This is a genomic window from Caldisphaera sp., assembly GCF_046536515.1.
Lineage (GTDB): Archaea > Thermoproteota > Thermoprotei_A > Sulfolobales > Acidilobaceae > Caldisphaera.
Genome location: NZ_JAWDMQ010000055.1, coordinates 1 through 8206 on the forward strand (window position 1 = coordinate 1; position 8206 = coordinate 8206).

Consider the following 8206-nt stretch of genomic DNA (forward strand, 5'->3'; position numbering starts at 1 on the left):
ACACCAGCCAATAAACCTTTGTTAAGGATCGCACGAAGAGACCTTCTATAGCAAAGACTTTGAATGCACTGGTGACGATAACCCTTAGTGGAACCTTTTCTACACAAATTTGTGTAGAAAAGTGTTGTTCAAGGGCACTGTTACAAGGATTTGTGTAAAGCCTGTGTGAATGCCCATGCCGTTTCTATGAGTGTATAACTATATATAGTAAAAAGGTTAGGAAAGGATAGTTTTTTAACCCATGAGTGGCATGGACAGTAGCATGAGTCTAACCTTATGGTATCGTGCGAGTGCCCTTGGGTTCATGAAAAGGGAACATTATCTCCTATTAACTGTCAAACTTTTGACACCAAAACCCTATATATAATTAAGATTCTTAAAAATTGCCCCAAAATCTGGGGAAAAATTAACCTATTAAACCAAGTGTCAAAATTGCACTTTACAAAATCAATGGCAGCCTTGCTCCTTCTAAGGCTGAATAAAAGCTTAAAAACCTAAACACAACATTATCTTATGATTTTTTGGCTATGATTAGCATCATTCTGGCTGGTATGTATGGAACCCACGTGTAAGTATTTAGTATCTTTTCCAGCGAAACTCCAGTCTTCTTCGCTAAGTATTATTAATATCACCTAAAGAGATTTTTAGTTTATAATAACTATTTATTTTCATTTAGTAAAGTTTCCATGTCTTCTAATGAATTTTCTATAAAGTTTTCTAAGACTTGCTTTAATTCAAAAAGTCTCTTGCTTATTCTTTTATATTTGTTATAGCTTTCTATGTCTAAATTATTCCCTAAATATATTGAAACAGTATGACCATTTTCCTTGCATTTCAAATAATAATAATAGTATTGCTTTCCGCTACCCCCTTTAACCCATGTGTATTCTAGGCCGCAGCTCTTTTGTTTTTCATAAAAATCTATTGCTTCTCTTATTTCTCGGCTTTCTAATGCAATTTTTAGTTCATTTAAAGTCTTCTTTATTTCTTCAAGTTTTGATAAAGCTTTTTCAATATCATAAAGCTTGATTTGTTTACTTTTTCCTTTCTTTTCTTCGGTTTGTTTGCTCATAAATTCACCATATTTTATAGTTAGGTAGAAAAATTTAAATATTTATACCTAACTAAAGGTGGCAATGAGCGTATCCTTATTCTGAATGATAACAACTATACTAGTTATGCTAGGGTATTACTAAAGTATTACAGTTTAATGTGTTAGGTACATAAAATAAGGAGTTATATACCTAACTCAGCATTAGAAAAAATGATAATTATAGTATCTATAAATATGAATGCATTATTATTTATTGCATCTGCAATTAAATTTAAATATCATATATATGGCTTCTTTACCTATAGCAAAGCCTTCAATTCATGAAAAGTGAAAAGCATGATTTCTCTTTTTTAAGGCTTTTGTTATATTTTATAGTTGTACTAATTTACTTTATTCTATTGGGATACAACAATTTTTCTCTTAATTTCAAATAATAGTGGAAATATTTTTCAATATTTTCTTTATTCTAAATATTTTAAGATATAATTAATTTTTGTGAAAGCTATTATTTAATATTTGGGTTATAAATTCGTTTCTAAATAATTAAAATTTCTTTTAGGCTTGAAAAGCTTAAATTATAATTTTGCTTCATAATTTATTACTAAGGGATAAACATACGAAGATTAAACTAAAATAAGAAGTTATCAATTTTCTTAATGTTGATTAGCATAAAAAGCCAGTACTTACAAATTCGTAAATTATTTCATGGAATCTCTAGATTATCTAGATTAATAGAGCTACCAATAAACTCAGCTAAATCATAAAGGATTTAGTTAGCTTAATTAGTCTAAATAGATTTGCAATTTAATCAGTCCGTATTACGAATTTTTTAATTTTTTAAAACAAATTTTTACCCAACGAGTCAAGGACTCTGAAGCTGACCTCTTCCCCGCCCTGAAGGGCGGGAATTCCCTGAGGTCTTAAGGGTTACACCCCTTTTACGGGTGCTACTCTGTTATGATCTACAATAAAAGATAGGGGTTTCTTTATTGTTGATAAGACTTTACCTGTTGCTTTCTTTAATATGTTTAAAGCCCCATTTAAATCAGAATGAAGTTTATGTTTTAATGGACAATTAATGACTCCTCTAGGATTTCTTTTAACTTCTACATTATGATAAGCACAGTATCTGGACGTATTATATTCTATAACTTCATATACTTTAATGCCATATTCTTGCGCTTTAAGTTCAATTGTATCAATTAATTTGCGATAAGACCACATGTTTACTGTGAATTTGTTACCCTTTTCTTGTGCAATGTTAAATGGATAACCTAAATAAATGGTTGAAACACCTATTTCATGTAACTTATTCATTAGGTGAAAAGCGAAGTTCCTATACAAGTGAAGAAGCCTTCTCATTAATTTCTTAAAAAGCCTTTTCTTCTCTTTTAATAATTCATCATATGCTTCATATTCATCAATGTTTTTTGTCTTATCTGCTAAGGATTGTATTTGCGCTATCTTATTCTCTAAGTAGAAGTAATCCTCCTTAGTTTTAACACCTTTGTAAAGAAACCAAGTGCCATCGTTTAATACTACGCTTGCCAAATTATTTATGCCTAAGTCAATTGAAGCTACTTTATTACCTTTAGGTGATTCAACTCTAATTTTTTTCCTTTCACCATAAATAATATACTTGCTCTCCTTTCCAGTTTTAGTTTTCTCAACACCTACTTCAACAGGTATTGAGGCATACCATGCATTTTCAGTCTCATCATAGTATATCTCCAGCCTACCTTGTTTACCATACCATCTAAGTCTACCAGCAAAATCTATTTCTAGGTTGAAGTCCTTTAGGACTAACTTGCAGTTTTGCTCATTTATAACATATCTATCTTGTCTAACAACAAGTAAAAGCTTTCTCTTTTTAGTATCTTTATCAATCCAATATCCTGGTGGTTTTATATGTTTAATATGTTTTGGTAGTTTTCCTTTTTTCTTTATTAAAGAAAAGAAAGATGACCAAGCTTCATTATTCTTCTGCATAACTGCTTGAGCGTTAACTTTTAGCTCTTCCTTATAATTATTATAATACTTGTCCCATGTCCCCTTAAAGTCAACTTTCTTTTCATGAAAGAACTGTTGCCTTCTCTCATAGTTCAACTGGTTGAAAAGTTTTGCTGATATATTAGCTAACTTCTTTAGTTTCCTTTCTTGGTAGCCATTTAAAAGAAGACGTACTACATTTGTTCTCTTATTTGTATAATTAACTTCGTAGATACCTTCATCTGGTATTGCGGGAGAAATCGGCTCCCGCTCCTCATGCCTTAAGAGTTGACCAGACGAAGGCATCTGGAGAGCATCTCAAATAGAAATAGTATTTTTGATTTAAAAAATTTTATTCCGCCCCTAGAAGGGGCGAGATTTGTTGTTTCTTTATCACTTATAAAATGAAAAGTGAAGGATCGGTAACAACTACAAGAAACTAAAATATAGTGAACTAGGTAGTAAGTTGGTTTTATTTCATATTTCAATAGAAAACAAAGTGGATTAGTAATATGCGTCTAATGTTGGTTATATGAAGTTAGTAAAGATACTCAGCTAACATGTTATAACTTCGTATTATCAATTTCAAAGCGTATCCAGCAAGAGCTTTAGTCCTTTACAAAATTATTATCTCATCAATAACATGTTAGAAGCTTTGTGAGTCTATGTTTAGATTGCTAATATGCTAAGCAGCTAATATTTCGTCTCATAAGTTTTTTGGTCTGAGTTAACTTAAGAAGGTTATAGGAGTAAAAGTTTAAGGAGACTAAACTATAAACACTTCGGTAACTTGTCAGCAATAGTTTCTTGTATAGAAGGGACTACCTTAAGATATAAAGAAATAAATAGTAGCGGCTAAGACAGTAACTAGTCTAGGATTAGCTAAGTTACAGTAAAATGTTTTTGCTAAAAGTCTTATAGTTTAGCTTTTAAACCTTTTAGTCTGGCCTTAAACAAAGTTAGATGATAAGATATGACAGGCACCGAAGCCAAAGCTGGCAATTTAAAAAATGTAAAAGAAAACATAGAAAGAATGAAAAATGATTTAATTAAGATCAAGAGTCAGCATTCACAAGCACTTAGATTAGCCTCTTTAGTTTTTGTACTAACAGCTATAGCTGACGTTCTTTTACACAATAGATTTGATGATCTAATACAGCTCATAGTGTTTATACCGCTTTTAATTGCTTTTTCCCGTAGAATTTCTGCTGATATGGATCTTATATCTATGATATATTACATGGTGGAGAATTCTGTAATTTTAAAAAGTCTCAAGGAAGCTGACTCTAAAGAATATGCAGGTCTACGCTCAATGCTTGATTTACTGTACGATGATATAGGCAAAACACTTATGAAGGATTTTAGAATCAGATTACAAATATTCTATAGCTTTGAGTTCATTGGATTATTAAATTTTGTTTTTATTTTGACAACACAATTTGAGCATTTATCTATACAATTGCAACAGTTAGTGAGTAGCTTTGTTGTAGTTTTACCAATATCCATATCAATTATAATAGGGATAGGAGAATGGAATATAAGTTCAATACTAAGAGAATCAATGAATCTCGATTGTGTTACTAATTGGTTAGAGATTCTTAAGGGTATTAGGGCAATATTATTAATGGTATCTATATTATCTTTGTTCTTATTGATAATCTTGTTATATTACTCACCTATTTTATTAACTCCAAATACTCGAGGCGAATTAATATTTTTTACATCATTGGCTTTTGGTTTCGTCTTCTCCTTTTTGGCAGTTATCATATACTTATTAATCATAATGGTATTATATAAGGACCTTATATATCTAGGGTGTTTATTTGTACTATCAAGATCAAATACAATATCAGAACATGCTCCATGATTCAACCAGTCTGCACTTATTTTTTGATTAGGAAGTAAATGTTAATAGTCTCTCTGTAAAACAAGATTATTGACTTTATTTTAAACTTTTTTAATCAATTTTGAGAACAAACTTATTCTTAGCCTTAAGCTTTAGGCATTACCAGAGATGCTCTAAGAACTTAGAGTTCTTTCTTAATTAAAATTGGAACTTTTATTAGGATTTATAAGTTAAGTTCTTGAGTCTCTAAGCGTCAAGTAGCTAGTTAATAGTTATTAAATCAAAGCAAAACTCGAGTTTTATCTAACTATCTAATTATTACAATAAGGTTAAATTTTGTATTAGTGCGTTATTCACTTGACAGTTAGTTAATCTATTGCAATAACTTTTCTGTTTGTCCCTAGATTTCATCTCATTAGTTTACTTTTACTAGTAACACATAGGAACCTCCACGGTCCATAATGAAGTGGTATCATTATGGGTTCATGGACTACTGTGAATATTAAGGGATCTATCTGAGGATTTAGGATAAAACTTCACAACTGATAGAATATTTCATATGTAGCTCTTCTGTTACAAATTTCAGATGCTCTTTTCCTCTGAATATAAACACGTTATAGCCTTTCTCCACAAGTTCTCCTGCCCTCTCTACGACCTTGGAATCCCTAAACGGTGCATTGATTTTATTAACGAATAATGAAGCACAAATAATTGGTATGGCATAGATGATGGCTAAGAATATGAAAATGGATAAGACCATATGAGACGTTGGCAAGCGTGACAAGGCGTAACCTTTAAATTATATACTGCGAAAACTTGTTATTTAAACTAAAGCTTATGACAGGGAGAGTAACTCCTTCAACTTCAATGAGGATATACTGCCCAAGGTCTTAGATCTTAATTTGATGATTAACAAGATCTAGGTTCTGGGATCCAATTAACAAGCAACTTAACCCATAAAGATGTTGCTTAGGGTTATTTTTAAAAAATTATTTTAAAATAGAACTGTTCTTAGTAGACATACAATATGGTGACAGTTTGCGTAGCGCCACTAAACACGTTAGTGTTTCCAATAGTAATGGTCACTGTGCCTGGGAGTACTGGGAAGAGCACGGTGCCGCCTGTCCCAACTGATATCTCGCCACTACTGTATGACCCACCATTATATGCACCTGAGACCTCCACGTAAGTGTTTGACGTTGTTGAGGAAAGGACTTCAACCTCTACGTACCCAGCGTATGAGATATAGTAACTAAGGCTGGAGTTCTGGCCAGCTGGTTCATTTACAGTCTGATCGTTAGCAAGTGTTGTTGAGTTCTCAAGGTTCACGATCGAGAGCAATGAATAGTAATTTGAGGGTGTTACAGTCTCAGTTGTCGTCACGTAGCTCATGGCGGTCACAGTAGCTGGCACTGTCATTGTAGTTGTTGAGGTTGTAGTTGTAGTTATGGGCACTGTCATTGTAGTTGTTGAGGTTGTAGTTGTAGTTATGATAACTGGTTCTGTCGACTTTATATAGAAGGCGCCTGCTATAGCAATGGCAACTACGAAAAGGACTATGAACACTACTGCAATCCATTTCCAAGAAGAAGTATTTTGTGACATATTTTACACCCAATTTTCTAAAGGATTCTTTAGTATAAAAACTTTGCTATTTGAAATATCTCATAAAGTTAAAGGATCTTACATAAGTTAAGGTCATTTCAAAGCAGCTAATTCATGAGGTCATCCTATCTTATCGAAATAGACTAAGTATTATGCTGGGTAGTTTTATTAAATTTTTGTTGTAATAATTATTCTTTCAAAAATAAAGTGTTTTTATCTTTTTCTAAAGGCTATTATTAAGGTTATAACAAGCACTACAGCTAAAATTACTATAACTGCCAACATGGCAAACAATGTAAGTGATGCATTTATTGTTTGTGTAACTGTTGATGTTACTGTTGTAGTGATAGGCACATTTGATATAGTAATAATTGTTGTGATAGAAGTTAAGGATGTTGTACTTGTTACTGTCATTGCCGTGGTTGTTGTAGATGTTATAGTGCTCATTATTATAGCTGTTTGAGTCACGGTATTCGTTGTTATTACTGTCTGCGTGGAAGTTAAAGTTACTGGAACTATATTTGAAAGACCCTTAGTATCAACATAGATCAAAGCCCAATTAGCATAAGAATCCCCATTAATAGCATCTGTTCCAAATATGTAATACCCAGAGCTTAATGGCATAAAGTAATTGCCGAGACTTAGGGTAAATGATGCAAACTGACCTGTATTAATATCATATGCCCTACCATTGAGTGTATTATCGACAGAATTATAAGTAACAGTAATATTTATTATATCACCTGGCCTTGGTTGAAAAGAACCTGTTCCAATACCATCCCAGCCTGACCGGGATGAGCCTAGAGTTGGTGAAGGTTTTGGAATAATGCTTGGGTTAGAACCATTAGTATTAGTAACTATCCACACATTCCATTGTCCAGTAGCGCCACTCGATGTATTTCCAAATTGCCAATATGGATCCCATTCAACTAAAATATATGGTGTTGAGCTCTGTGGTAGCATTACATCACCCGATACTGGTGAATAATTATGTACCAGAGCGGTGGCTGTGTATGGTATGGAATAGTTGTTCTGAGGCTCAATGCCCCATATAGCTGTTTTTATAAATAAATATATAGCAAAACCATCACCAACAGGTGATAATCCTTTAGAATAAGTTCCAAGTAAAGATATAGCAACATTACCCCCTAAATAATATTCTTGCCAGAACATAGAACCAGAAGTTTGTCTCTGTGCAGGTGTTAATTCTAGCACAGGCTGATTACTACTTATTCCTCCAGCTGACCAGTAATTGCTAGCTTTCGAAGTTCCGTAATAGGTAGGCCAGAAGCTTATTGGGATGCTATTATTATCTCCTTGGAATACTATAGGTACATTAATACCACTCAACATATTAATCATAACAATGTTGTTGGGTGCACTGCTTTGACTTGATATAATTAGACCAGAAGCCAGAACTAATGATAAGGCTGCAATGATTATTATTGTAGTCAAAAATCTGCTTAACTTAACCATGTAAGATCCCGGTATATAATGCTTTTAACTTATATTTAAGCTTTATCAATAGTAAAAATACTTGATAATATCATTTAAATCTAATTTTTTATTTGTTAAATAGCTAATAATATTTTGAGCTGAGAGAATTCTTATTCTTCAATTTTTTGTTTAAAGCAAAATTAATTTCATTAAATTTACAAAGCTCATATTTCTTTGTTTTTATTCTCTAGTTTCCATACATCAAGAAGTTTTTT

8 protein-coding genes are annotated in these 8206 nt (G+C 32.2%); 3 read left to right on the forward strand and 5 right to left on the reverse strand.

Features of this window, described 5'->3' with window-relative positions; translation table 11 throughout:
- Positions 1-658 precede the first annotated feature (658 nt).
- A complete protein-coding gene (locus RXO53_RS06955; protein WP_410713508.1) occupies positions 659-1072 on the reverse strand; it encodes a hypothetical protein in 414 nt (137 codons plus the stop codon).
- 909 nt (positions 1073-1981) lie between these two features.
- On the reverse strand, positions 1982-3349 hold the full coding sequence (locus RXO53_RS06960) for an RNA-guided endonuclease InsQ/TnpB family protein (protein WP_410713509.1): 1368 nt from the start codon (positions 3347-3349) through the stop codon (positions 1982-1984).
- Between the two features lie 667 nt (positions 3350-4016).
- On the opposite strand from RXO53_RS06960, the gene RXO53_RS06965 reads away from it, so the two are divergent.
- Positions 4017-4910: a hypothetical protein gene (locus RXO53_RS06965; RefSeq protein WP_410713510.1), complete on the forward strand. Its 894-nt coding sequence runs from the start codon at positions 4017-4019 to the stop codon at positions 4908-4910.
- Between the two features lie 502 nt (positions 4911-5412).
- Here RXO53_RS06965 and RXO53_RS06970 read toward each other — a convergent pair.
- Together RXO53_RS06970 and RXO53_RS06975 are read right to left on the reverse strand one after the other, a co-directional pair.
- The gene (locus RXO53_RS06970; RefSeq protein WP_410713511.1) at positions 5413-5673 is read right to left on the reverse strand and encodes a hypothetical protein; all 261 of its coding nucleotides are present in this window, start codon (positions 5671-5673) and stop codon (positions 5413-5415) included.
- 227 nt (positions 5674-5900) lie between these two features.
- Positions 5901-6281, reverse strand: a complete 381-nt coding sequence (locus RXO53_RS06975) for a hypothetical protein (protein ID WP_410713512.1) — start codon at positions 6279-6281, stop codon at positions 5901-5903.
- Here RXO53_RS06975 and RXO53_RS06980 point away from each other — a divergent pair.
- Together RXO53_RS06980 and RXO53_RS06985 are read left to right on the forward strand one after the other, a co-directional pair.
- Positions 6280-6408 carry a hypothetical protein gene (locus RXO53_RS06980; protein ID WP_410713513.1) on the forward strand — a complete coding sequence of 43 codons (129 nt, stop codon included), beginning with the start codon at positions 6280-6282 and terminating at the stop codon, positions 6406-6408. The genes RXO53_RS06975 and RXO53_RS06980 overlap by 2 nt on opposite strands.
- A gap of 18 nt (positions 6409-6426) precedes the next feature.
- Positions 6427-6585: a hypothetical protein gene (locus RXO53_RS06985; protein WP_410713514.1), complete on the forward strand. Its 159-nt coding sequence runs from the start codon at positions 6427-6429 to the stop codon at positions 6583-6585.
- A 122-nt stretch (positions 6586-6707) separates the two neighbouring features.
- Here RXO53_RS06985 and RXO53_RS06990 read toward each other — a convergent pair whose 3' ends face one another.
- Positions 6708-7970, reverse strand: a complete 1263-nt coding sequence (locus RXO53_RS06990; RefSeq protein WP_410713515.1) for a hypothetical protein — start codon at positions 7968-7970, stop codon at positions 6708-6710.
- Positions 7971-8206 lie beyond the last annotated feature (236 nt).